Genomic DNA, 23,717 nt, shown 5'->3' with positions numbered 1-23,717 from the left:
AAGCCGCTGAAAAACCGCGAGAAATCGGCGTTTTTCTTTATAAATTCACTTTACACCTACACGCGGCTGTCGCATCCATTTGCCAGACATGTCTTTGGGTATATGTGAAAAGGAGAGCCATGATGGCCAAACAGAAAGTCGCAATGCTGACCGCGGGTGGCCTTGCGCCCTGTCTCTCTTCGGCCGTGGGCGGCCTGATCGAGCGTTACAGCGACATCGCGCCCGAGATCGACATCATCGCTTACCGCTCGGGTTATCAGGGCGTGCTTCTGGGTGACCGTATCGAGATCACCAGGGATATGCGGGAAAAGGCGCATCTGCTGCACCGATACGGCGGCTCGCCGATCGGCAACAGCCGCGTCAAGCTCACCAACGCAGCCGATTGCGCCAAGCGCGGTCTGGTCAAGGAAGGCGACAATCCGCTGCGCGTCGCGGCTGACCGGCTGGCGGCTGACGGCATCACCATTCTCCACACCATCGGCGGTGACGACACCAACACGACGGCTGCGGACCTTGCCGCCTATCTCGGCGCCAACGGCTACAATCTCACCGTTGTCGGCCTGCCGAAGACGGTGGATAACGACGTTGTGCCGATCAAGCAGTCGCTCGGCGCCTGGACGGCAGCCGAAGTCGGCGCCTCCTTCTTCGACAATGTCAGCAACGAACAGAGCGCAGCGCCGAAAACCTTCGTCATTCACGAAGTCATGGGCCGCCATTGCGGCTGGCTGACGGCCGCCACCGCCCGCGCCTATATCCAGAAGACCAGCGGCAATGAATATGTCGAAGGCCTGATGATGAACACGCAGATGAAGAACATCGACGGCATCTACCTGCCGGAAATGGCCTTCGACATCGAGGCGGAAGCCGAGCGATTGAAGGAAATCATGGACAGGAACGGCTATGTCACGCTGTTCGTTTCCGAAGGTGCGGGCCTCGATTCCATCGTCGCCGAACGCGAAGCCTCCGGCGAGGCCGTCAAGCGCGACGCTTTCGGCCATGTGAAGATCGACACCATCAATGTCGGTGGCTGGTTCCAGAAGCAGTTTGCCAGCCTCATCGGTGCGGAACGCTCCATGGTGCAGAAATCAGGCTATTTCGCCCGCTCCGCCGCCGCCAATGGCGACGACCTGCGCCTCATTCAGGGCATGGTCGATCTCGCCGTAGAAAGCGCGCTCAACAAGGTCTCCGGCGTCACCGGCCATGACGAAGACCAGAATGGCAAATTGCGGACCATCGAGTTTCCGCGTATCAAGGGCGGAAAGCATTTCGACCTCTCTGCAAAATGGTTTACCGAAGTGATGGAACACGTCGGTCAGCCGTTCACAGCGGCCTGATTTTACGATAGGCTAAAATAATACGGCGACAGGGAGGGCAAGGAGGAAGAGAATGTCTGGACAGGCCTGGCTGATTTTTTGTGCAGCATGTGCCGTTGTGTTCGCACTCCCCTCTCCCCTTGTATTTTCTGTCGCCTCCTATGCCGCCATTCGCGGCAAAAAGACGGTCTTCGCCTCCGTCATCGGCGGCGCGCTCGGCATTGTCACGGCCATGACGATTTCCGCCATTCCGGTGGCCGGTCTCGCCTGGCTGCCGCAATCCTTCGTGGAAATCGTGCAATGGGCCGGCATCGGCTGGCTGATGCTGTTCCTCCTGTGGACCTTCGCCACGCCGGCCGCCCAGGCCGCCAATGCCGATAATGACAACCTGCCGGGCAAATCCTGGAGCGGTATTTTCCGCGATTGTTACGCTATTGCCGCCCTGCGCCCGCGCTACTTCGCTTTCTTTCTGGCGTTGCTGCCGCAATTCGTGTCCGCCTCCGGCAAAGCAATTGAAACGCTTGCCATGGCGCAGGCCGCCATCCTGCTTCTGGCGCTGGTGATTCTGACCGCGCAGGCGCTGTTTGCCGGGCCTACTCTGGCGATGGTGCGCCGCATGTCGGGCGATAAAAAAATCCGGCCTAAATACCGCACCCACTTCATTTCCGGCCGCGCCGTCAGCGCCGGATACAGGCGCATCGCGGCCTGAAAAACCGCCCGAAAGCCGGGGAGAAACGTCCCGGCTTGCCGCTATCCTTACAATAGGTTAATGAAGGCGCGACGGGACACTGCCTGCTTCGCTCGACGCGGGGGTATCGAAAGACAGGCATAACGAAGGCGGCAACATGCGAAATTCGGGAAAATTCCGCGGAAGAAGTGCACTTCTTCTGTCTTCCACCGTGGGTCTGGCACTGGCATTGAGCGCATGCACCAGCGTCGAATATACCGCCAAGGAAGGGCCGAACGGCCCGAAGATCGCAACAGTCAATCCCGCGACCACTCCTGCGCAGACATCGGCGCAGCCGGCAACGGCCGAAGCAGCAGCGGGCGCGACCCCGGTAGCAGCAGCAACGGTGCAGACCGCCGAAACCGCAACCCCTTCCCAGCTTGCAGCACTTCCCACCGCAGTCGCCGTCAAGGGCGGACGCGTGGCGCTGCCGCCGGCTTCCGAAATTGCTGCAGCCGCAGCCATCGCCGCCCAGATGCAGCCGCAGCAGAACGAGGTCGCCCAAGCTGGTGTGACGACATCTGCGCCGACCACGGCCACGGCGCTGGCACCGACAAGCGCCACTCCGGCGGCCGCAGCCATCGAAACGGCTGACGTGGCGGCCAAGCCGGCTGCCCATAATGCCGCCGCCGATCTGCCGCAGGTGGTTGCCGTCAAGGGCAGCTTCCCGCCCGCACCGCCGCCGCCCGGCTCGCCCTCCATCGGCACCGAACTGACGGCGGAACGCAAAGTCATTCCGCTGCCGAAGCCGGACAGCACGGTTCTAGCCTATGCCGCCGGCCCCACCAATGCCGCGCTGGCCGCCATCCGCCAGAACGAATCGATGACGGCGCCGCTCAATTCCGCGCCGGCCGGACGCGAAAAGCTGAGCGGCCTTATTACCAAATACGCCACCATGTATGATGTGCCGGAAGATCTGGTTCACCGCGTCGTGCAGCGCGAAAGCCGATATAACCCCGGCGCCTATAGCAGCGGCAATTTCGGCCTGATGCAGATCCGCCACGCCACGGCCCGCTCCATGGGCTTCGATGGCCCCGCCTCCGGCCTTTTCGATGCGGAAACCAACCTCAAATACGCCGTCAAATATCTGCGCGGCGCATGGGTTGTGGCCGGCAACGACCGCGACAACGCCGTCCGGCTTTATGCGCGTGGCTATTACTACGACGCCAAGCGCAAGGGCATGCTGCACGTTTTGCGCAAGTGATTGCCTCCGGCTCTGTTATGCGAATGCAACGGAGCGGCTTTTCTTAAGCCGCCGGGTGTTTTCATTTTATCATCCTGATTGGGCGGCGCGGGCTGGTTTTCCACCGACACCCCTATTCCCCGCCTTTGCCCACAGCCCCTGTCATCAAATTGTAGTGTCACGGCTGTAGACGCCTCTCAATCGACTGAGAGGTGAACATATGACGAGTGCGGCACCCAAGACCGGCTTCAGCAAGAACACGAAACTGAAGTCCGCATTGCTCCAGCACAAGGCACTCTCCAAAAGCGGTCTGTCCGAGCGCTTCTTCGGCGTCCTCTTTTCCGGCCTCGTCTATCCGCAGATATGGGAAGACCCGGAAATCGACATGGAAGCGATGGAGCTCGGCGAAGGTCACCGCATCGTCACCATCGGCTCGGGCGGCTGCAACATGCTGGCCTATCTCTCCCGCAATCCGGCCAGCATCGATGTCGTGGACCTCAACCCGCACCACATCGCGCTGAACAAGCTGAAGCTCGCCGCCTTCCGCCATCTGCCCGCCCATCAGGACGTGGTGCGCCACTTCGGCCGCGCCAATACGCGCAGCAACAGCCGCGGTTACGACCGCTTCATCGCCGAGCATCTCGACGCCACGACCAAGGCTTACTGGTCGAAGCGCACCCTTTCCGGCCGCCGCCGCATCGCTGTCTTCGACAGGAATATCTATCGCACCGGCCTGCTCGGCCGCTTCATCGGCGCCGGCCATCTCATGGCCCGGCTGCACGGCGTAAAGCTCACCGAAATGGCCAAGACCCGCACGCTGGACGAACAGCGCCAGTTTTTCGACAGCAAGGTGGCGCCGTTGTTCGACAAGCCGGTGGTGCGATGGCTGACGAAGCGCAAAAGCTCGCTGTTCGGCCTCGGCATTCCGCCTCGCCAATATGACGAGTTGGCCAGCCTTTCCGCAAATGGCACGGTTGCATCTGTGCTCAAGGAGCGGCTGGAAAAGCTCGCCTGCAACTTCCCGCTCAGCGACAATTATTTCGCCTGGCAGGCCTTTGCGCGCCGTTATCCCGAACCGCATGAGGGCGCGCTGCCCGCCTATCTCAAACCGGAATATTACGAGACGATCCGCAACAACACGGCCCGCGTCGCGGTTCACCACGCCACCTATACCGAGCTTCTCTCCAGAAAGCCGGCAAGCGCCGTCGACCGTTATATCCTCCTCGATGCGCAGGACTGGATGACCGACACGCAGCTCAACGAATTGTGGTCGCAGATCAGCCGCACCGCCGCGCCCAGTGCGCGCGTCATTTTCCGCACCGCGGCCGAAAAGAGCGTCATCGAAGGCCGGCTTTCGCCCGATATCCGCAACCAGTGGGTCTATCTCGAAGAGCGCTCCAATGAGCTCAACGCCATGGACCGTTCGGCTATCTACGGCGGCTTCCATATCTATCAGAGGGCTATGGCATGAAAACCATCGGCGAGAATGTGGGCCTTGCAGATAGCGCGCATGCGAGCCTGATGGACCGCATGTATCGCCACCAGCGGCATATCTACGATATCACCCGCAAATATTACCTTCTCGGCCGTGACCGGACCATTTCCGGCCTCGACGTGCCGAAGGGCGGCACGCTCCTGGAAGTCGGCTGCGGCACCGGCCGCAACCTGCTGCTGGCCAGCCGCAAGTTTCCGCAGGCGAGACTGTTCGGCCTCGACATCTCCGCCGAAATGCTGCTGACCGCAGCCGAAAATTTCGCCGGCAAGGCGGAACGCCCCATTCTGCGGGTGGCCGATGCCACTGCTTTTCGCGCCTCCGAATTCGGCCAGCCCGACGGCTTCGACCGCGTCATGATCCCCTATGCGCTGTCGATGATACCCGACTGGGAAAAGGCGATCGAACAGGCGCTCACGGCGCTGAAACCCGGCGGCTCGCTGCATATCGTCGATTTCGGCCAGCAGGAACAATTGCCGAAGTGGTTCCGCACCCTTCTGCAAGCCTGGCTTACCCGTTTCCACGTCACGCCCCGCGCCAATCTCCGCTATGTTCTGGCCAATATGGCCGGCCGTTTTGACGGTAATCTCGAATTCGAGGAAATCGCCCGTGGTTATGCCTGGCGGGCTGTCATCACGCTTCCAGTTGCCGAAGCGCATCAGCCGAAGGTTCACCGCATATTGGCCGACGCCTGATTCCCGGAAGGCTCCCTCCAAGCCGAAGCTCCGTACTAAAACCGCAAATCGCTTGAAATCCAGCGGCTTGCGAGGTGCAAAAGACACGCGCCCCCTTGCCATATCGATTTGTTTACCATGTTATGGGTAAATCGGGAGATACGGCGCGCCGTTTTGCGGCCGCGGGATGGGCAACAATAATCATCAGGGTTCCAATGCGGCTGCGTTTTTCGGCACTATTGTCGGCTTTGCTGTTGATCGGCGGCTGCACCTCCACCAGCTATGACCTGCTGGAAACCGCATCCGTTTCCAAGCCGAAATTTTCCGATACCGATCCGCAGGATTTCGGCACGAACAACCCGCACCGCCATGAGGTGCACGGCATCGACGTGTCCAAATGGAATGGCGATGTCGACTGGCCGACCGTGCGCAAATCAGGCGTGTCCTTCGTCTTCATCAAGGCGACGGAGGGATCGGACCGCATCGATCCCAAATTCGGCGACCATTGGCGCAGCGCGGCGGCGGCAGATGTTCTGCACGCGCCCTACCACTTCTATTATTTCTGTTCGACAGCAGACGCCCAGGCCGACTGGTTCATTCGCAACGTGCCGAAAGAGGCCGTCACCCTTCCCCCGGTTCTCGACGTGGAATGGAACCCGGCCTCGCCCACCTGCAAGACGCGCCCGGCACCCGGCATCGTTCGCGCCGAGATGCAGCGGTTCCTAGACCGCATCGAAGCCCACTATGGCAAGCGTCCGATCATCTATACCTCGGTCGACTTTCACCGCGACAATCTCGTCGGCCAGTTCAAGGATTACCACTTCTGGGTCCGCTCCGTCGCCGCCCATCCGGCCAAGATTTACGAAGACCGCAAATGGGCCTTCTGGCAATATACTGCAACCGGCGTCGTGCCCGGCGTGAAGGGTCCGACCGACATCAATGTCTTTGCCGGAACGGAGAAAAACTGGCGGAAATGGATTGCTTCCGCCAAATAACAGGGCCAAGAAGCAACACTTTTGAAAAATCGGCGTTGTTCTGCAACGTCAGATCATTCGGTCCGTTTTTTTGTCGCAAACATATGGGTAAAGCGGGCTAACAACCTATCGAGGAAATTCCCATGCCCACGTTCCGGTCGCGCAGCATCGTTTTTGCCGCCGCTTTGTCGCTTCTTTCCACCGGCTCCGCCCTCGCCACACCGCCAGTGGCCGCGCCTGACGATCCCAAGCAGGTTGCCTGCGGCGGCGACCTCGGTGCATTTCTCGAAGGCGTGAAAGCCGACGCACTTGCCAAGGGCATTCCGGCCGATGCGATCCAGAAGGCGCTTGCCGGCGCGCAGATCGACCCGAAGGTGCTCTCGCGTGACCGTGCACAGGGCGTCTTCCGCCAGACCTTCCTGGAATTCTCCCAGCGCACCGTCAGCCAGGCCCGTCTGGATATCGGCCGCAAGAAACTTCAGGAACTCTCCTCCACCTTCGCCCGCGCCGAAAACGAATTCGGTGTTCCGGCCGGCGTCATCGCCGCCTTCTGGGCCATGGAGACGGATTTCGGCGCCGTTCAGGGCGATTTCAACACCCGCAACGCGCTGGTGACCCTCTCGCATGATTGCCGCCGCCCGGAACTCTTCCGCCCGCAGCTGCTGGCGCTGATCGAAATGGTCCAGCACGGCGATCTCGATCCCGCCACCAATACCGGCGCATGGGCCGGTGAAATCGGTCAGGTGCAGATGCTGCCCAAGGACATCATCGCCTTCGGCGTCGACGGGGATGGCGACGGCCACATCAACGTCAAGAGCAGCGCCCCGGATGCGATCCTGACGGCTGCGAAGTTCATCCAGCATCTCGGTTTCAAGAAGGGCGAACCCTGGATTCAGGAAGTCTCGCTGCCGGAAAACCTGCCCTGGGAAAAATCCGGCCTCGGCGGTCCGCTGACCGCGGGTGACTGGTTCGCGCTGGGCGTCACCCCGCGCGACGGCAACAGAAACTTCGCCACCCTGCCCGCAGCCCTCATCATGCCGCAGGGACGCAAGGGACCGACCTTCATCACCTATCCGAACTTCAACATCTATCTCGAATGGAACCAGTCGTTCATCTACACGACCTCGGCCGCCTATTTCGCCACCCGCCTCATGGGCTCTCCCGTCTACAACAAGGGCAACCCGGAGCCCGGTTTCGATGATGCGACCATGAAGGAGCTTCAGACCAAGCTTGAAGCGCGCGGACACAATGTCGGCAAGGTGGATGGTATTCTCGGTTCCGGCACCCGCGTCGCCATCCAGAAGGAGCAGCAGCGTCTCGGACTGCCCGCCGATGGCTGGCCTTCGACCGCACTTCTGCAGGCGCTGTAAGCAATCTTAACGGCGCCTTCCGGCCCTTAATCTGTCGGACGGAATCAAGGCATAAAGCGTTAATCTCGACCTGATGACTGGGGATAACACCCCGGTCATTTACTTTTTTTAAACATATGAAGCACTGCGTGATAAGAAAATAATCTTTTATTTTCAAATAATTACAGAAATTTCTTTTTTATGCCGTTCAGAGACGTGCTGCACTGCATCACAAAAACCGCTTTTCAACTGCCACAAAACGGTCATATTATCGAACCTGTCAACAAGAGGAGGCACCCATGGGACTTACAAAATCTCTCAATGCCTTGGCAGTCGGTTTGGCGTTTTTGTTCGTAGCGATGATGCTTTTCATCTGACGAGACGTGAAGACCAAACGCAGAGAAGAACCGTAGATGACACGAGTTTAAAAAGCGCAGGCCCTGAGGGACCTGCGCTTTTTTCATGTCGGTAATCCGCTATGGTAAAATCAGGCGGCGCTGCGGCGCAGACGCTCCAGCCCGAGATTTTCAAGCACCGCATCGACCAGCGGCGCGCGGTTCATGGTGTAGAGATGGAATTCATTGACGCCACGCCGCTGCAGATCGGCGATTTGCTCGGCGGCAACCTCCGCGGCCACGCGGGCGCGACCTTCCAGATCGTCGTCATAACCTTCGAAACGCTCATCCAGAAAACCGGGAATGCTGGTGCCGCAGCGGCCGGCGAAACGCTTGAGCTGGGTGAGGTTCTGGATCGGCATGATGCCCGGAACCACCGGAATGGTGATGCCCGCAGCCGTCACCCGCTCCATATAGCGTTCGAACACGTCATTATCGAAGAAGAACTGCGTCAGCGCCCGCGTCGCGCCATTATCCGCCTTGCGCTTCAGCATATCGATATCGACCGCTTCGCTTGCGCTTTCCGGGTGTTTTTCCGGATAGGCCGACACGGAAATCTCGAAATCGGCAATTTCACGCAGTCCCTTCACCAGAGCGGCGGCGTTCTCATACCCTTCCGGATGCGGCTTGTAGGCCGTGCCGATGCCCGTGGAGGGATCGCCGCGCAGCGCCACGAAATGACGAACGCCGGCGTTGCGAAATTCTTCAATGACCTGATGCACGTCCTCACGGCTGGCATCCACGCAGGTCAGATGCGCGGCGGTCGCCAGATGGCTGTCGCCGATCATCCGGCGCACCGCATCCAGCGTCGGCGCCTTGGTGGAACCGCCGGCGCCATAGGTGACGGACACGAAATCCGGGTTCCATTTCTTCAGCTCGGCAACCGTTTCCCAGAGTTGGGTTTCCATCTCGGGATTCTTGGGCGGGAAAAACTCGAAAGACAACCGGATATCGCCATCACGGCGCGCGGTTTCCGACCTCAACATATCATGCCCTCCCGGCAGCAAGTAAAACGGCCTCTTGCACCACATCGTCTGCCATCAGCAGCCGCTGGTCACGGGCAACCCAAATCGTAACATCCAGAGCTTCGTCGGACGCTTTTTCAGAATGAAGATCGACAGCGCGCTCCAGAGAAAGTCCGGCCTTCTTCAGCCACTCTTCCATCAGCGGATGCGAGAAACCGAGCCGCACATGCGCATGCTCGTCGCGCAGATATTCGAAGGAATGCGGCGCAAGATCGATAACGATCAGCCGCCCGCCGGGGCGCAGCATGCGCGCGGCCTCGGAAAGCGCAATCTCCGGCTGGTCGAGAAAATGCAGGACCTGATGGATGACGATCAGATCGAAATCCTGGCCTTCCAGCGGCAGGTTGAGAATATCGCCATGGCGCACGGATGCATTGACCACGCCCGCCTTGTCGAGATTGGCACGCGCCACCGAGAGCATGTCACGGCTGGCATCCACACCGATTGCGCGGCGATAGATACCGCTCAGAAGCTGCAGGATGCGGCCGGTGCCCGTACCGAGGTCGAGCAGCGAATCGACCGGCGTGGTGCCCACCAGCTTCAGGAGCGCGCCTTCCACGGCCTCGTCGCTGACATGCAGGCGGCGCAGCTCGTCCCAGGCGGAGGCGTTGCGGCTGAAATAATCCTGCGCCCGCTCCGCCCGCACCCGCTTGACGGTGGCAAGCCGTTCGCTGTCACGCTGGAGAACCGCGTCAGACGGCGACGCAGCGCCAAGCAGCTGCTGGACGACGCCCGCAGGCTCACCATCCTGCCGCAAGCGGAAATAGGCCCAGGCGCCTTCCTGATAACGCTCGATCAGCCCCTCTTCCGTCAGAAGCTTGAGGTGACGGGAGATGCGCGGCTGCGACTGGCCGAGAATTTCGGTAAGATCGGTGACAGTCAGATCGCCGGCCGAAAGAAGCGCCAGCAAGCGAAAGCGCGTCGGCTCACCCGACGCCTTCAGAAGATCCACCAATTTGTCCAGACCGAACGCCACTCTGCCGCGCCTCGCAAGCTAATCAAGATATAAAGATATCTTTATGTCGATGTGGTGTTCGATGCAAGCGCAAAGTGTTCGGTGAGGCGATCGTGTCCACTTATTACACGGAAAAAGGCCCGCTTTGCGGCGGGCCTTTCTGAAGGGATCCGGAAAAGGATCAGCGCGTCAGGCGCTTGTAGCTCACGCGGCCGGGCTTGATGCTTTCCGGGCCGAGGCGGCGGACCTTGTCCTTTTCGTAGTCTTCGAAGTTGCCTTCGAACCATTCCACATGGCTGTCACCCTCGAAAGCGAGGATGTGCGTGGCCAGACGGTCGAGGAACATGCGGTCGTGGCTGATGATAACGGCGCAACCGGCAAAGGCTTCCAGCGCTTCTTCAAGTGCTGCCAGCGTTTCCGTATCAAGGTCGTTGGTCGGTTCGTCGAGCAGCAGAACGTTGCCGCCGGCCTTCAGCATCTTGGCGAGGTGCACGCGGTTACGCTGACCGCCCGAGAGATTGCCGACCTTCTGCTGCTGGTCGCCGCCCTTGAAGTTGAAGGCGCCGCAATAGGCGCGCGAGTTCACTTCGAACTTGCCGAGCTTGATGATGTCGTTGCCGCCGGAGATTTCTTCCCACACGGTCTTGTCACCCGCCAGCGCGTCACGGCTCTGGTCGACGTAACCGAGCTGAACGGTATCACCAACGGTCACGGAGCCACTATCAGGCTTTTCCTGGCCGGTAATCATCTTGAACAGCGTCGTCTTACCGGCGCCGTTCGGGCCGATGACGCCTACAATACCGCCGGGGGGCAGCTTGAAGGACAGGTTTTCGATCAGCACGCGGTCGCCATAGGACTTCGTCAGGTTGTCGGCTTCGATGACGACGCGACCGAGACGCTCGGCAACCGGGATAACGATCTGCGCATCGCCGGGACGACGGTTTTCCGCTGCTTCCACCAGCTCGTCATAGGCCTTGATACGTGCCTTGGACTTCGTCTGGCGGGCCTTGGGGCTGGAGGCGATCCATTCCTGTTCGCGGCTGATTGCCTTCTGGCGCGAGGCGTCTTCGCGGGCTTCCTGCTGCATGCGCTTGGCTTTCGCCTGCAGGTAAGCGGAGTAATTGCCTTCGTAAGGAATGCCGCGGCCACGGTCGAGCTCGAGAATCCAGCCCGTGACGTTGTCGAGGAAGTAGCGGTCGTGGGTGATCATCATCACGGCGCCGGGATAGTCGCGCAGGTGCTTTTCGAGCCATGCGATGGTTTCGGCATCCAGGTGGTTGGTCGGTTCGTCGAGCAGCAGCAGGTCCGGCTGCGACAGCAGCAGACGGCAAAGCGCCACGCGGCGACGCTCACCACCCGAAAGGCCGGTCACGGGCGAATCGCCGGGCGGGCAGCGCAGGGCGTCCATGGCCATTTCGACCTGATTTTCCAGATCCCAGAGGTTCTGGCTGTCGATCATGTCCTGAAGCTTTGCGCCCTCATCCGCCGTTTCGTCGGAATAGTTCATCATCAGTTCGTTGTAGCGGTCGACGATGGCCGTCTTGCTCGCTACACCTTCCATGACATTTTCCATCACGGTCTTGTTTTCGTCGAGCTTCGGCTCCTGCTCGAGATAACCGAGCGTCGCGCCTTCGGCGAGCCACGCCTCACCGGTATATTCCTTGTCGAGGCCGGCCATGATTTTCAGAACAGTCGACTTACCGGCGCCGTTCGGGCCGAGGATACCGATCTTGGCGTCGGGGTAGAAGGAGAGATGAACGTTCTCCAGAACCTTCTTCGCACCGTAGGCCTTGTTCAGCCCGGCCATGTGATAGATGAATTGACGTGCCATTGTAGCGAATGCTCCACATCGGATTTTTAAGAGTACGTATCGGGAAATTTGCCGCTATGTAGGGTAAATAGGACCTTGGGGCAACCTCTGGCACGATTATGACCCCATGATTATGACAAGGGATGTTATGGCAGGACAGGCGCGATCATGAATGAAACGACCGACGACTTGGCCTTCAGCCGTATTCAGAGGCTGGAAGCCCCCTCCGGCGCATCCATTGCCTTTCGCCACCAGCCCTCCGCTCTTGCCACTGTGCGCGGCGTGCTGATGATCTGCCACGGGCTGGTTGACCACGCGGGCCGTTATCGCCGGCTCGCGGATGTGATGTCGAAGCAGGGTTTCGAAGTCTACGCCCACGACCATCGCGGCCATGGCCGCACGAGAGCGGCGGACGCGCCTCTCGGCCGTTTTGGCTGGAAGGACGGCGCGAAAAAGGTCGTTGCCGATGTCATGGCGATGCGCCGGATGGCCGGCGAAAGACATCCCGGCCTGCCGGTAATCCTGTTCGGCAATTCCATGGGCGGCCTCGTGGCGCTGAACACCGCCGTCAGCCATCCGGATGCCTTCGATGGCCTCTCGATCTGGAATTCCAATCTCAATCCCGGCCTCATGGGCCGTCTCGCGCAGCTCGTGTTGCGGCTCGAAAAGATGCTGAAGGGCTCGGATGTGCCGAGCGCCATTCTGCCGAAGGCGACCTTCCGCGTGTGGAATGCGAAAATGCCGGAAAGGCGCACCCATGCCGACTGGCTGAGCCACGACAGGGCGGCTGTGGACGCGTATGTGGAGGACCCGCTCTGCCAGTTCGAGGCGAGCGTTTCCCTGTGGCAGGATGTCTTCGAACTCTCCTATCGCGCACCGAAACTCATCGAGCGCCTGCCAAAAACCTTACCGCTTCTGCTTGTTAGCGGCGATCAGGACAAAGCCACCAATGACGGCAAGGAGATCGTCTGGCTGGCGGAGCGTTTCCGCGAGGCAGGTTTCAGCCATGTTGAGCACACGATCTACAAGGGCATGCGGCACGAGACTTTGAACGAAATCGGCTGGCAGCCCGTCGCGGCGGATTTTGCCGCCTGGTGCGGCCGCGTCGTGGATGACAGTAAAACGCCCTCCCCGTCATTCCGGCCTTGAGCCGGAATCCAGCCGACGCGCGTCTGCGCGGCGAGAAGAGTCTTTTCAGCCCAATGACTTGGGCTGGCTGGATTCCGGCTCAAGGCCGGAATGACGGAATTAGGAGACTCTCAAAACACCGAATGTCGAAGCTGCCGTGTCAGCCCCAGTTTAGTGCCGTTCCAAAACGGAATAAGTCCATGAGATAAAATCACATGCGACGAGGCAAGCAGCGGTCTATAAACCGGCAGACACAAAATACCGGGGGACCGATGACCGACATGCCAAACAGGAAACCGCCGCTATCGGGCATCCGCGTCATCGAACTGGCGCGTGTTCTGGCCGGTCCCTGGGCAGGGCAGATACTGGCCGATATGGGCGCCGATGTCATCAAGGTGGAAAACCCCGAGGGCGGCGACGATACCCGCGCATGGGGACCGCCTTTCGTCGAAAGCGACGATGGAGAAAACCTCTCCGCCGCCTATTACCACGCCACCAATCGCGGCAAACGCTCCATCGTCGCCGATCTGAAAACGCCCGAGGGCTGCGAGCTGGTGCGCCGGCTGGTGCGCACCGCCGATGTCGTCATCGAGAATTTCAAGCGCGGCGGGCTTGCCAAATATGGCCTCGACTACGAGAGCCTGAAGGCGCTCAATCCGAAGCTGATCTATTGCTCCATCACTGGCTTCGGCCAGACCGGGCCTTATGCCGATCTCGCCGGATACGACTATATCGTGCAGGGCATGTCCGGCTTCATGTCGATTACCGGCGAAGCCGACGGCCAGCCGATGAAGGCGGGCGTGGCGGTTGCCGATATCTTCACCGGCATCTATTCCGTGTCAGCCATTCAGGCGGCGCTGATCCACGCCATCCGCACCGGCGAAGGCCAGCATATCGACATGGCGCTTCTCGATGTGCAATCGGCCGTGCTCGCCAACCAGAACATGAATTACCTGATTTCCGGCAAGCCGCCCGTCCGGCTCGGCAACGCCCATCCGAATATTTCCCCCTATGAGGTGGTGCCGACGGCTGACGGTTTCCTGATCCTGGCGGTCGGCAATGACGGCCAGTTCCGCCGCCTCTGCACCATTCTCGGCATCGGTGCGATTGCCGATGACGAACGTTACGCGACGAACAAGGCCCGCGTGGCCCATAAAGCGGAAGTCCGGCAGATCGTTTCCACCGAAACGCTGAAATGGCAGAAGCGCGATCTTCTGACCGCCTGCGAAAAGAACGCCGTCCCCGCCGGACCGATCAATTCCATCGAGGAAATGTTTGCCGATCCGCAGGTGAAGGCGCGCGGCCTTCGCGTCGATCTGGAGGCGGAAGACGGCACTGTCATCCCCGGGGTCCGCACACCCATTATCATGTCGCAAACGCCGCTGCGCTATGAACGCCCGAGCCCCAAGCTCGGCGAACATCAGGCGCAGGTGCTGGCCGAACTGGAAAACATCGAAAGGACCACGACGCCATGACTGCAGCCGGAATGAAAAGAACAGGCGGGCAATTGATCGTCGAAGCGCTGAAGGCCAATGGCGTCTCCCGCGTTTCCTGCGTTCCGGGCGAAAGCTATCTCGCCGTGCTGGATGCGCTTTATGAAAGCGGCATCGAAACCGTGGTCTGCCGCCAGGAAGGCGGCGCCGCCATGATGGCCGACACCTGGGGCCGGCTGACGGGTGAACCCGGCATCTGCATGGTGACCCGCGGACCGGGCGCCACCAACGCCTCGGCGGGCCTGCACATCGCAAGGCAGGATTCCATTCCAATGATCCTCTTCATCGGCCAGGTGCAGCGCGACGCCCGCGAGCGCGAGGCCTTTCAGGAAGTGGAATATCGCCGCGCCTTCACCGAATTCGCCAAATGGGTGGGTGAGATTGACGATGCGCGCCGCATCCCCGAATTCGTCACCCGCGCCTTCGCCGTCGCCACCTCCGGCCGCCCCGGCCCGGTGGTGCTGACGCTGCCGGAAGACATGCTGGTGGAAGAGGTCGAAGCGCCCGAAGCAAAGCCCTATACTCCAGTCGAAGCGCACCCCGGCCCGTCACAGATGGCCGCCTTCGCAAAAATGCTTGGCGAGGCGAAGCGCCCGGTCTTCATCATCGGCGGCACCCGCTGGTCCGAGGAAAGCGTCGCAGGCTTCAAGGCATTTGCGGAAAACAACAAGCTGCCTGTCGGCTGTTCCTTCCGCCGCCAGATGCTGTTCGATCATCTGAGCCCCTCCTATGCGGGCGATGTCGGCATCGGCATCAACCCGGCGCTGGCCAAGGAGATCAAGGAGGCCGATCTCGTGGTGCTGCTCGGCGGCCGCCTCTCCGAAATGCCGTCTTCCGGCTATACGCTGCTCGACATCCCCTACCCGTCGCAGAAACTCGTCCATATTTATCCGGAAGCCGAAGAGCTTGGCCGCGTTTACCGTCCCGATCTGGCAATCTGCGCCGCACCGGACGATTTTATCGCCGTCCTCTCCTCCATCACAGTTTCCGGCAGTGCGGCATGGGCGGATCGCACCGCCGCCATGCATGCGGCCTATCGCAGCTGGTCCACCCCGCCTCAGACCGGCCCCGGCGCGGTGCAGATGGGTCCGATCATGGACTGGATCGAGGCCAATGTGCCCCAGGATGCGATCTTCACCAATGGCGCCGGCAACTATGCCACCTGGGTCCATCGCTTCCACCGTTTCCGTCGCTACAATACGCAATCGGCCCCGACATCAGGTTCGATGGGTTACGGCCTGCCGGCGGCGGTCGCGGCCAAGCATCTGTTCCCCGAGCGTGAGGTGATCTGCTTTGCCGGCGACGGCTGTTTCATGATGCATGGGCAGGAATTCATCACCGCTGTGCGTTATGGTCTGCCGATCATCACCGTACTGGTCAATAACGGCACCTATGGCACGATCCGCATGCATCAGGAGCGGGAATATCCCGGCCGCGTCAGCGGCACCGATCTTGTCAATCCGGATTTCAACGCCTTTGCCAAAGCCTATGGCGGCCACGGCGAAACGGTGGAAAGAACGCAAGACTTCGCCGCCGCTTTCGAACGGGCGCGGGCAAGCGGCAAGCCGGCCATTATCGAGGTAAAGCTGGATGCCGAAGCGATCACGCCGACGCGTACCCTGACGCAGATCAGGACCGGAAGCTGATATGACGCATGGACACGGCTCCGGCATGGTGTAAATCCTGACTGAAACTCACAGCTTAGGAAACGACATGCCGGATGCAGCCTCTCCCGTCATCACCCCGCGCGGCGCAAAGATCGAGTCCTCGGCCGGTGCGCCTTTCGAGGCCGTGCGCGTGGCCCGGGACGTCTTGCACACTTCCCGCGCGGCAGCGCTTGCGACCCTCGATCCGGTCAGCGGTTATCCCTATACGACCGCCACCAATATCGGCATCGAGCCGGACGGCACGCCGTTTTTCTTCGCGGCGGGGCTGACGCTGCACGCCCGCAACATGGAGGCGGACGCGCGCATCTCGCTGACGCTCGCCCCCTTCGGCAAGGGAGATGCGCTGACGCTGCCGCGGCTGACAATGGTGGGCAAGGCGGAACAAATCGGCCCGGATGAAGCGCCGCTCGCCATCGCGCGCTACATTGCCCGCTACCCCAAAGCGAAACTTTATCTCTCCCTTCCCGACACGCGGCTTTACCGGTTGCGGACGGAAGGTGTGCAGATCAATGGCGGCCCGGCCCGCAATGCCAGCAACATCACCCCGGCCGATCTGCGCACCAATCTCTCAGGCGCAGACGAACTGATGGCGGCGGCGGAAAGCGAAGCGACCCGCCTCAACGCCATCAAGGGCGAAGCGTCCCGGCTCGCCGTTCTGGCCGGCGCAAAAACTGGCCGCTGGACGATAACCTCCATCGACCCGGATGGCATCGATCTCGCCTCGGCGAGCGATCTGGCCAGGCTGTGGTTTGCGGAGCGGGTGACGACGTTGAAGCAGTTTGAGAAGGCGCTTGCTTCGCCGGTGAGGTGACGGACGCAAGCGATTCAAAAACATGAAAATTACTTCTACTTGGGATTTTGTGGCCATGTCGCCACGCCGCGCCGTCACCCCGGACTAGATCCGGGGTCCAGCGCGATCAAGTCCTTGATCGCGAAAGACTCTCTTCACGGCGCAGACACGCCGTGGCTGGATGGCGGGTCAAGCCCGGCATGACGGGGAGAGTTTTTGACCCCATCCCATCAAAAAAGGCCGGGCCGCTTTCCGCGACCCGGCCTTTTCTTAAAAACTCAGACGGATGCTCAGAGAGCAGCGGTCACGATGAACTCAACCTTGTAGTCCGGCGTCGCCAATGGTGCGCCGCTGGTGGCGCGGGCCGGCGGGTTTGCCGGGTCGATCCAGCCTTCCCAGACGGCGTTCATTTCGCCGAAGGTGGACATGTCGGAGAGATAGATGATGGTCTGCAGGATCTTCGACTTGTCCGAACCGGCAGCGGCCAGCAGGCGGTCGACTTCAGCGAGAGCAGACTTGCTCTGTTCCGTAACGCTCGTGCCTTCGCCAACCTGGCCGGCCAGATAAACGGTGTTGCCGTGAACGACGGCGCCGCTCATGCGCTTGCCCGGCTCGATACGCTTGATGGTCATGGAAAACTCCTGTTGATTGGCATTTAAAATAGAACGATGCGCGGAAAATCAGCCGCGCAGGTGATGGGTCTTTTCGTAAATCGCCGTCGAGCGCGCGCCGGAACGGCAATAGCCGAGCATCGGGCGCTGCAATTCGTCCAGCGCATCCACCATGCCGGCAACGGCATCGGCATCGACGCCGTAACGGCCAACCGGCACATGCATGATGGTGAGGCCAAGCTGCTCGGCACGCTCGGCAATATCGGCGAAAAGCGGCTGGCCGTCTTCTTCGCCGTCAGGGCGGTGGCAGACGATCGACTTGAAGCCGAGCGCCTTGATCTCGTCGAGATCGGCGACGCTGATCTGTCCCGTTACCGAATATTCGTCGTCTATGCGCCTGATATCCATGTCATGCCTCCGCTGAAACCGGCGTCCGCGCCGCTGGCTGTCACCCTTGAAATCCGCATCCGATGTAAGCGGTCAAACCCCCTGCGTCAATGACAGGGCATCTTCATTCGGTACGGCTCAGAGGATGGAAAAGCGCAGGCCAAAGGAACGGCTTTCGCCCGGCTGGAGAATATTGAACTCGCCGGCCGCCTCAAGCTCGCTCCGTCCCACCCAGCGATGCGATACCGGCTCGATGCCGAGCACATTGGCCGGCGCCTGCTGGTTGCGCCACATCTGCAGATAGGGCAGTGTTTGCGTGCGAAAACGCACCGTCAGCGTTTTCCCGCCAATGGCCGCAATCGGTCCGAGCGAAAGCGACGCCCACTCGTCATCACCGGCGGGAACGCAGAAAACATTGCCCGGCTCTTCGCCGAAACGCCAGCCGTGGCCGCCACCGTCCAACATCGCGCCCTCAAGTCGCACGGCATCGTCGAACAGGCGCGCGCCGACATTCATATGATACATCAGGAACACCGGGATGGGCCGCTCGGACGTGTTGACGATCCGGTCATCGAGGCTGACCTCGCCGCTCTCCCCGTCGATAAGCCATGTCCGTTCCAGAAGGGCCGTGCCGCCATCGGCAAGCTTCACGGGAACCTCGACGCGCGCCAATGCATTGGACTCATGAACATCGAACGCAATGATCGTCACGGGATGCGAGGAAAAGGACCCATGCAGCGGATATCGACGTCCCTCACCGTCGCCATCGATCGGCTCGGGATGGCGGATATGGTCGGGGCCGCAGGTGAACAGAAAGCCTTCCAGCGAGTGGTCGATGCGCGCATCGCCATCGTCGGGAATGGCGCGGCCGGGCGCGATGTCGATGCCATCGACGACGCAGGAGCCGATATCGAAGACGGAGGTTTCATCGAGGAAAATGCGTGGCGATCTGCCAGCCTGAAACGAACGCAAGATAAACCTCCCTGTGACCCTGAAAACGCATGCTTCACGGAAACGCTACTAACCGTGACGGAAATTAAGATTGCATTAACCGCGAATTCACCTTTTTCACAATAGGGTCAAGATTGCGGTGTGTTTATCGGTGAACAAGTAAGGGATAGCAGAATCGTGAAACAGTTTCTTAACGCAGCTCTGGGTCTGACAGTCGCGCTGGCGGCAGCTATCGCCCCGCTACAGGCTGGCGCGCAGCAGCGTTATGGCGATCAGCAGACGATGCTGGTGACCCCGGACGGTCGTGTGCTCGACTTTATGCCGGAGCGCGGCGATATCGTCATCAGCCGCGATTCCATGGGACGCACGGTGTTTTACGACCAGTACGGCAATCTCCTCGCCACCGAAATGCCCTCCGGCTACCAGGAGCGGCAACAGGCACGCCAGCGCGACACCACCTATTACCCGCCCGCTCCCGGCGGCCAGTATCGTGAGCCGCAACGCGACTACGGCTATCAGGACAATGGCAGCGTGCGCGATTACCGCGAATATCGCGGCGACGGTTCCGACGAGAATTTCTATACCGGCTCCGTTCCCGCACCCGGTGCGGTGGAAAGCGGGCCGCTCGGCCAGCCGATGCCGGGCGAAAGCACCACGGCCGCCGTTCCGCAACCGGACCACCTGATCGAGCGCCATACGCCGGTAACAACGCCGGTCAATCGCTCGCGCCAAGAAATCGTCGCGCTCCAGACATTCCTCGACCGTGAAGGCATCTCGCCCGGCGTTATCGACGGCAAGATGGGCGACAACGTCAACAAGGCGATTGCCGCCTGGCAGGATATGACCGGCGAGAAGCTCGACCCCAACAATTCCGATGACATTCTGGAGCGTCTGCGCGCTTCCGGCGGCATGCCGATCGTCGACTACACCATCACCGCCGCCGACGCCGCCGGCCCCTATGTCGCCTCCATCCCGGACGACTATGCCGAGAAGTCGCAGCTGCCTGCCCTCTCCTTCACCTCGACTTCGGAAGCGCTCGCCGAACGTTTTCACATGGATGAGAACTATCTGAAGGAACTGAACCCTGGCATCGATTTTTCCGTTCCCGGCACCATCATCAAGGTCGTCAATCCGGGCGAGACGAAAAAGGGACAGGTTGCCCGCATCGTCGCTCATAAGGGCATCAAGCAGGTCTTCGCCTATGGTCAGGACGGCAATCTGATCGCCGCCTATCCGGCCACCATCGGTTCCACGGACACGCCCTCGCCAAGCGGCACGCACACGGTGGAGCGCATAGCGCTCAATCCCGGCTACACCTATAATCCGAAGATCAACTTCAAGCAGGGCCAGAACGACAAGATCCTGCAAATCCCGCCGGGTCCGAACGGCCCGGTCGGCACGGTCTGGATTGCGCTGTCGAAGCCGACCTATGGCATTCACGGCACGCCGGAACCCTCGAAGATCGGCAAGACCAACAGCCACGGCTGTATCCGCCTGACCAACTGGGATGCGACCGAACTGGCGAAAATGGTCCGCCCCGGCGTGGTGGTCGAATTCGCGGAATAGGATCGACCGAAAGAAAAAGAAAAAGCCCGGCGGTTTGGTCCACCGGGCTTTTTTCATTTAATGGCGTTTCAGTCGCGTTTTTCCGTGAGGAAATAAAGCAGGGCTGCCACCGGCAAGGCGAAGCCGATCCACGAGGCGGCTTGCCATTCGCCGACTGCATAGGCCCAGCCGCCAACGGCGGAACCGATTGCGCCGCCCATGAAGAACGTCGCCATATAGATGCCGTTCAAACGGCTGCGGAATTCTGCTCCGAGCGTGAAGATGGCACGCTGGCCAAGCACCAGATTGGTGGTGACGCCGAAATCCAGAACGATGGCGGCGACGACCAGAATGGCGAGCGCCAGATGCGAGCCTTCGGGCGCAAGATGTGTGACGGCGAAGGAGAGCGCCACCGCCACCAGGGCAAAGAAGGTGGCCGCACGCGTCCAGCCACGGTCCGCCATCCGCCCGGCAATCGGCGCGGCCACGGTGCCGGCCGCACCGGCCAGCGCGAAAAGCGCGATCTCACCCTGGCTCAGATTGAAATGCGGTCCGCTCAGATAAAGCGGCGTCGTGGTCCAGAACAGGCTGAAGGCCGCAAACAGGAAGGCGTGATAGATCGCCCGCCGCCGCAGGATCGGCGTGTGCAGCGCCAGCCGGCCCACCGAAGCCATCAATGCGCCGTAGCTCAGCCGCGCATCGGGCATACGGGCGGGCAGAAGCCGGAAAAGCACCACGGCAAGAAGCGCCATGACGGCCGCCGAGGTCAGAAACACACCGCGCCAGGAGACCACTTCAGACAGCAGGCTGGAAACCGGGCGCGCCAGCATGATGCCGGCCATCAGCCCGCTCATGACATTGCCGACCACCCGGCCGCGAATGGCATGCGGCGCCATGTGGGCGGCATAGGGAACGATGACCTGCACCGCCACGGAACTGACGCCGACCAGAAAGGCCGCAATCAGAAACGGGGCCGCATGCGGCGCAAATGCTGCCGCCACAAGGGAAAGCACCGCCATCGCAACGGCGCTGACCACCAGCTTGCGGTTTTCAACGAGATCGCCGAGCGGCACGACAAACAGCAGACCGATGCCATAACCGATCTGGGTCAGGGTCACGATCAGCCCCGTCGCACCGGCAGAAAGACCAAGTTCCGCCCCGATGATACCGGCCAGCGGCTGGCCATAATAAAGATTGGCGGCAATCAGTCCGCAGGCTGTGGCCAAGAGGAACGTCAAGGCCGGGGAAATGGATGTTGCCTCGACATCATCCCCTTCAATTACACGCGTCGTCATCATTTTCTCCAATATGGAAACAATTGTTTCCTAAATAGTCACAAAATCACTCGGCAAGCTTCATGGCAATATCCACCACGGCCACCATGTCTTTGAGGCTGCGCCCCGTCTTTCCCACCACGCGCATGCCGTACATCATGCACAGCATCGCCCGGGCGAGATCATCGGGATCGGCCTTCGAACGCACGGAACCATCCTTCTGCCCTTCAGCAACGAGGCGGGCGACAATTCGCTCCCTCGCCTTCACCGCCCGCTCGACCACGATTGCAATATCGTCATCCAGAGCCGCCAGATCGGCAGCAGCACCAACCACAAGACATCCATCGGAACCGACACCGCCATGCGACCGTTCCGCATAGAACATCAGGCCTGCCCTAATGCGCTCATAACCGGTATCGAAAACAGCTACCGCCGCCTCGAAACGCTCGGTCTGCACGATCCTGTAGCGTTCCATCGTGGCGATGAAGATGGCTTTCTTGTCCTTGAAAGCCTTGTAAAGACTACCCTGTGCCAGTTCCATCGCATCGGTAAGGTCACCGACGGAAGTGGCATGATAACCGCGTCGCGAAAAAACCCGAATCGCCCCATCGAGCGCGCGGTCGACGTCAAACTCGCGCGGCCTGCCGCGATGGCGCTGTTCCGGTGAATTGGTGTGGTTGATATTGCTCATGGCCGGAATATAGGAAACGATCATTTCCAAATCAAGCGAATAATGAAACCGGCACGGAAAAACGTCGACCGATGCCCGAACAAGCTCAACGGCCGCCAATGGTCCAAGGCATCATCATCCGTCTGCGGTGATGAAGACCGCAGAAGGATAGAAGGCCGAAATCAATGTTTCAGGCGGCCTTGCGGGTGAAAAGGCGAGCCGGTTGCGTGCCGAGCCGCAAAAGACGTTTCGGCAGCAGGCCGACAACTTCGGTGGCGAAGGCTTTCGCGTTCTCCACCGCCTTGTCGATATTGCTGACCTTGTCCTTATCGAGACAGAGGAGCGTACCACCATAATCGAAAATATCGCGATAGGCCGCTCTCTCGACAATCGGCGTATTGAGCACCGAGACGTTCTTTTCCGCCAGCAGCATTTTGACCAGCAGCAGGGAGCGCGTCGCCACCATGGCATTCACCCGTGTCAGTACGATTGAATGGGCGATAGCCTTGCCCATCTTGCGGTTCAGGAATTCGATGTGATCCAGAACTTCGGCAGCGCCGCGCGCATCCATGGCTGAACCTTGAACCGGGATCAGCACTTGATCGGAAATACCGAGCGCCATGGTCAACAGCGGGCTTTTCGCACCCGGCAGGTCGATGATGAAACAGTCGGTATTGGTTTTATTCTCGCGAATATGGCCTTCAAGCGAAGCCATCGTCACATGCGAAATCACCGAGAGATTCTCGATCTCGCCGGACAAGTCGTGCCAGCGGGAAATCCACAATTGCGGATCGGCGTCCAGAACCGTCACGCGGTGACCGCTGCGGGCCAGTTCGGTTGCCAGAAGCAGCACTGCTGTCGTTTTTCCGGCACCGCCCTTGGTATTGGCGAAAGTGATGACTGACATGACACCCCCTGTTGGTCAGAGCCGTTTCATGCTCATTCACGCACCGAAGCAATTCATGGTGCTTTCCATAACCTTAACGAACTTGGTTAAGAAAAGGCTAAGAACCGTTATGCCGCGCAACGAAAAGCCCGCGACCGGTTCGTCGCGGGCTTCATGAATTAGAGATCGTACGTGGCTCGCTCCCCGTGCAGGGCACGACGTTGCCACTCGTTTCTTCTTCCCACCGGGGAGAAGGTGGCCCGAAGGGTCGGATGAGGGGGCAACGTCAGCGAGAGACCGAGAGCTTGCCCCCTTGTAACTTGATTTCGCCGCGCTGTGCTATTGTCGCTTGTGCGGTGGCGGATGGAAGACCGATCCCCCCTGGGGACATTGATCCCGTGGATGAGCCCGGGTCTCC

Annotated in this window: 21 protein-coding genes; 12 read left to right on the top strand and 9 right to left on the bottom strand. The window is 60.5% G+C overall.

The features are described from left to right. Nucleotides 1–122: 122 nt before the first annotated feature. The 7 genes from PH605_RS14025 to PH605_RS13995 all read left to right on the top strand — a co-directional run bounded on the left by PH605_RS14025 (nucleotide 123) and on the right by PH605_RS13995 (nucleotide 7,733). A complete protein-coding gene (locus PH605_RS14025) occupies nucleotides 123–1,334 on the top strand; it encodes a pyrophosphate--fructose-6-phosphate 1-phosphotransferase (RefSeq protein WP_065655955.1) in 1,212 nt (403 codons plus the stop codon). Nucleotides 1,335–1,386: 52 nt separating this feature from the next. After that, entirely contained in the window at nucleotides 1,387–2,022 is a 636-nt protein-coding gene (locus PH605_RS14020) for a LysE family translocator (RefSeq protein WP_142845271.1), read from the top strand. 136 nt (nucleotides 2,023–2,158) lie between these two features. Continuing rightward, the gene (locus PH605_RS14015) at nucleotides 2,159–3,244 is read left to right on the top strand and encodes a lytic transglycosylase domain-containing protein (protein ID WP_142845270.1); all 1,086 of its coding nucleotides are present in this window, start codon (nucleotides 2,159–2,161) and stop codon (nucleotides 3,242–3,244) included. A 199-nt stretch (nucleotides 3,245–3,443) separates the two neighbouring features. Beyond that, nucleotides 3,444–4,694, top strand: a complete 1,251-nt coding sequence (locus PH605_RS14010; RefSeq protein ID WP_142845269.1) for a DUF3419 family protein — start codon at nucleotides 3,444–3,446, stop codon at nucleotides 4,692–4,694. After that, nucleotides 4,691–5,410 (top strand): class I SAM-dependent methyltransferase, encoded by a 720-nt coding sequence (locus tag PH605_RS14005; protein ID WP_161987903.1) that lies wholly within the window; start codon nucleotides 4,691–4,693, stop codon nucleotides 5,408–5,410. The genes PH605_RS14010 and PH605_RS14005 overlap by 4 nt, the downstream gene beginning before the upstream one ends. Before the next feature lie 194 nt (nucleotides 5,411–5,604). Continuing rightward, the gene (locus tag PH605_RS14000; RefSeq protein WP_161987902.1) at nucleotides 5,605–6,384 is read left to right on the top strand and encodes a glycoside hydrolase family 25 protein; all 780 of its coding nucleotides are present in this window, start codon (nucleotides 5,605–5,607) and stop codon (nucleotides 6,382–6,384) included. A gap of 122 nt (nucleotides 6,385–6,506) precedes the next feature. Then, the gene (locus PH605_RS13995; protein ID WP_142845267.1) at nucleotides 6,507–7,733 is read left to right on the top strand and encodes a lytic murein transglycosylase; all 1,227 of its coding nucleotides are present in this window, start codon (nucleotides 6,507–6,509) and stop codon (nucleotides 7,731–7,733) included. A gap of 466 nt (nucleotides 7,734–8,199) precedes the next feature. Here PH605_RS13995 and metF read toward each other — a convergent pair whose 3' ends face one another. The 3 genes from metF to ettA form a co-directional block, all read right to left on the bottom strand. After that, nucleotides 8,200–9,093, bottom strand: a complete 894-nt coding sequence (gene metF, locus PH605_RS13990) for a methylenetetrahydrofolate reductase [NAD(P)H] (RefSeq protein ID WP_003522177.1) — start codon at nucleotides 9,091–9,093, stop codon at nucleotides 8,200–8,202. 1 nt (nucleotide 9,094) lies between these two features. Further along, complete coding sequence (locus PH605_RS13985; protein WP_142845266.1) at nucleotides 9,095–10,108, bottom strand: ArsR/SmtB family transcription factor; 1,014 nt, start codon at nucleotides 10,106–10,108, stop codon at nucleotides 9,095–9,097. A gap of 160 nt (nucleotides 10,109–10,268) precedes the next feature. Beyond that, nucleotides 10,269–11,918, bottom strand: a complete 1,650-nt coding sequence (gene ettA, locus PH605_RS13980) for an energy-dependent translational throttle protein EttA (RefSeq protein ID WP_142845265.1) — start codon at nucleotides 11,916–11,918, stop codon at nucleotides 10,269–10,271. A 147-nt stretch (nucleotides 11,919–12,065) separates the two neighbouring features. Between ettA and PH605_RS13975 the strand changes: the two genes are divergently transcribed. From PH605_RS13975 to PH605_RS13960, 4 genes are all read left to right on the top strand, one after another. Further along, on the top strand, nucleotides 12,066–13,046 hold the full coding sequence (locus PH605_RS13975; protein ID WP_161987901.1) for an alpha/beta fold hydrolase: 981 nt from the start codon (nucleotides 12,066–12,068) through the stop codon (nucleotides 13,044–13,046). Nucleotides 13,047–13,297: 251 nt separating this feature from the next. Then, complete coding sequence (locus PH605_RS13970; protein WP_142845263.1) at nucleotides 13,298–14,500, top strand: CaiB/BaiF CoA transferase family protein; 1,203 nt, start codon at nucleotides 13,298–13,300, stop codon at nucleotides 14,498–14,500. Continuing rightward, nucleotides 14,497–16,164, top strand: coding sequence for a thiamine pyrophosphate-binding protein (locus PH605_RS13965; RefSeq protein ID WP_161987900.1), 1,668 nt, complete (start codon nucleotides 14,497–14,499; stop codon nucleotides 16,162–16,164). The genes PH605_RS13970 and PH605_RS13965 overlap by 4 nt, the downstream gene beginning before the upstream one ends. Nucleotides 16,165–16,231: 67 nt before the next feature. Then, nucleotides 16,232–16,996 carry a HugZ family pyridoxamine 5'-phosphate oxidase gene (locus PH605_RS13960; protein ID WP_065655795.1) on the top strand — a complete coding sequence of 255 codons (765 nt, stop codon included), beginning with the start codon at nucleotides 16,232–16,234 and terminating at the stop codon, nucleotides 16,994–16,996. A 269-nt stretch (nucleotides 16,997–17,265) separates the two neighbouring features. Here PH605_RS13960 and PH605_RS13955 read toward each other — a convergent pair whose 3' ends face one another. The 3 genes from PH605_RS13955 to PH605_RS13945 form a co-directional block, all read right to left on the bottom strand. Continuing rightward, nucleotides 17,266–17,607 (bottom strand): RidA family protein, encoded by a 342-nt coding sequence (locus tag PH605_RS13955; protein ID WP_003494829.1) that lies wholly within the window; start codon nucleotides 17,605–17,607, stop codon nucleotides 17,266–17,268. A 48-nt stretch (nucleotides 17,608–17,655) separates the two neighbouring features. Next, nucleotides 17,656–17,994: a TIGR01244 family sulfur transferase gene (locus PH605_RS13950; RefSeq protein WP_003522797.1), complete on the bottom strand. Its 339-nt coding sequence runs from the start codon at nucleotides 17,992–17,994 to the stop codon at nucleotides 17,656–17,658. Nucleotides 17,995–18,111: 117 nt separating this feature from the next. Continuing rightward, nucleotides 18,112–18,945 carry an aldose 1-epimerase family protein gene (locus tag PH605_RS13945; RefSeq protein ID WP_142845261.1) on the bottom strand — a complete coding sequence of 278 codons (834 nt, stop codon included), beginning with the start codon at nucleotides 18,943–18,945 and terminating at the stop codon, nucleotides 18,112–18,114. 156 nt (nucleotides 18,946–19,101) lie between these two features. On the opposite strand from PH605_RS13945, the gene PH605_RS13940 reads away from it, so the two are divergent. Further along, nucleotides 19,102–20,490: a L,D-transpeptidase family protein gene (locus PH605_RS13940; RefSeq protein ID WP_065655792.1), complete on the top strand. Its 1,389-nt coding sequence runs from the start codon at nucleotides 19,102–19,104 to the stop codon at nucleotides 20,488–20,490. Nucleotides 20,491–20,558: 68 nt separating this feature from the next. Here the strand turns inward: PH605_RS13940 and PH605_RS13935 are convergent, their stop codons facing one another. The 3 genes from PH605_RS13935 to PH605_RS13925 all read right to left on the bottom strand — a co-directional run bounded on the left by PH605_RS13935 (nucleotide 20,559) and on the right by PH605_RS13925 (nucleotide 23,320). Next, nucleotides 20,559–21,764, bottom strand: coding sequence for an MFS transporter (locus tag PH605_RS13935; RefSeq protein ID WP_193559578.1), 1,206 nt, complete (start codon nucleotides 21,762–21,764; stop codon nucleotides 20,559–20,561). A gap of 46 nt (nucleotides 21,765–21,810) precedes the next feature. After that, nucleotides 21,811–22,458 (bottom strand): TetR/AcrR family transcriptional regulator, encoded by a 648-nt coding sequence (locus tag PH605_RS13930; protein ID WP_142845259.1) that lies wholly within the window; start codon nucleotides 22,456–22,458, stop codon nucleotides 21,811–21,813. A gap of 145 nt (nucleotides 22,459–22,603) precedes the next feature. Next, a complete protein-coding gene (locus tag PH605_RS13925; protein WP_142845258.1) occupies nucleotides 22,604–23,320 on the bottom strand; it encodes a ParA family protein in 717 nt (238 codons plus the stop codon). Nucleotides 23,321–23,717: the final 397 nt, after the last annotated feature.

Source organism: Agrobacterium sp. CFBP 3001, assembly GCF_027871605.1.
GTDB lineage: Bacteria > Pseudomonadota > Alphaproteobacteria > Rhizobiales > Rhizobiaceae > Agrobacterium > Agrobacterium leguminum.
This window is presented reverse-complemented; position numbering and strand designations above follow the sequence as displayed.